The sequence below is a fragment of the Thiolapillus sp. genome (assembly GCF_048562965.1).
In the GTDB taxonomy this organism is placed as follows: Bacteria; Pseudomonadota; Gammaproteobacteria; order Chromatiales; family Chromatiaceae; genus Thiolapillus; species Thiolapillus brandeum_A.
Map to the genome: position 1 here is coordinate 1 of NZ_JBHNMF010000811.1, position 1,319 is coordinate 1,319.

Genomic DNA, 1,319 nt, shown 5'->3' on the forward strand with positions numbered 1-1,319 from the left:
TTTCCGCTGAAGATGTCTTCGCTGCGCACATCCACGAATTCGTTGTTCTGGCGGGTCTTGAATACCACCTGGGGTACGCTGGTGCCTGTTTGGTCAGCCATTTTGTTGCTCCTGTTTAGTTGTTATCTATTCAATGTGCGCTTATTATAGCTAAAAGCTATCGATAGTGAAAGTAGATATTAACAATTAAGCCTATAGTTAATGGCTAACATTGCCCGGTTGGGCTTGGTGACATCAAGCGTGTCTTCGACCTCGTGATAGATTTTGGGACATCCCAGTCCCCAAAATCGACTCGGCCTTTGACAACCTATTCGTGCCCCAGCCGTCCTGGTCACCAAGCACTACACAACAACTTCGCAAGCTCGTTGCTGCTCCGTACTTGTCTCCCAATGACTGGACGCCGCGTTCGAATGCCTACTTTGCTTCCCCTCTGGCGCTATGCGCACGACGGGTAAGCAGTGCGGCCTCGCGGCTACTGGGGACTACCAGCCTTCGCTTCGCTCTCCATGGCTGGTAGCGGGGGTGGCTGCCTGCCGGTACACGCTGGCGGATGTGGTCTGTAGCAGTTTTTGCAGCCTGAGCTATTCCGGAAAACTGGCAGGGTTGCGAAAAGCAGCCTGTGCCGCCAGCATCATGTTGAACTAAACCGCTTCGCGGTAGCTCCCCAAGCCCACCCTTCGGGAGATTATCGACCACACTTTGTTAAGACCGATCCTGGTCTCAACAAAGGAGAAGTTCGATGACATCCCTACGCCAACAAATGATCGATGCCATGCAGCAGCGTGGTTTTTCACCCCGCACTCATCAAAGCTATCTGGCCGCCGTGAGGGCGTTGGCAACGTATTTCCATAAGCCGCCGGACCAGCTTCAGCAAGCTCAGATCCAGGACTATTTTGTTTACCTGGTCAAAGAGCGCCATTTGAGTGCAGCCAGTTGCCGTTTGTATCTCAATGGTATTCGTTTTTTGTATTTACAGGTACTGAAGTGGCCAGAATTTGATGTACCCATTCAGATTCCCAAGCGTCCCCAGAAGATACCGGAACTGCTGACGCGTCAGGAAGTAAAGCAGATCATCGAGGCCTGCCACAATCCCAAACACCGCATGCTGTTGTTGACCTGCTATGGTTGTGGGCTACGGGTCAGTGAGCTGGTGTCGCTGAAGGTACGGCATGTCGATGAGCGGCAGTTGCTGCGCGTAGAACAAGGTAAGGGGGCGAAGGATCGCACCGTGATGGTATCGGCGGCGCTGCTGGCGCAGTTGCGTCACTACTGGCAGCGTTATCATCCACAAGACTGGCTCTTTCCCAACAGCAATACCC

Annotated in this window: 3 protein-coding genes; all 3 read left to right on the forward strand. The window is 53.0% G+C overall.

The annotated features are described in order from the left end of the window. The first annotated feature begins 313 nt into the window (after positions 1-313). Positions 314-517, forward strand: a complete 204-nt coding sequence (locus ACOCD2_RS20275) for a hypothetical protein (protein ID WP_293646486.1) — start codon at positions 314-316, stop codon at positions 515-517. Then, entirely contained in the window at positions 439-645 is a 207-nt protein-coding gene (locus ACOCD2_RS20280; RefSeq protein ID WP_293646488.1) for a hypothetical protein, read from the forward strand. The genes ACOCD2_RS20275 and ACOCD2_RS20280 overlap by 79 nt, the downstream gene beginning before the upstream one ends. 127 nt (positions 646-772) lie before the next feature. Then, positions 773-1,319 (forward strand): tyrosine-type recombinase/integrase (locus tag ACOCD2_RS20285; protein WP_419625979.1); only part of this gene is annotated, 547 nt, incomplete at its 3' end.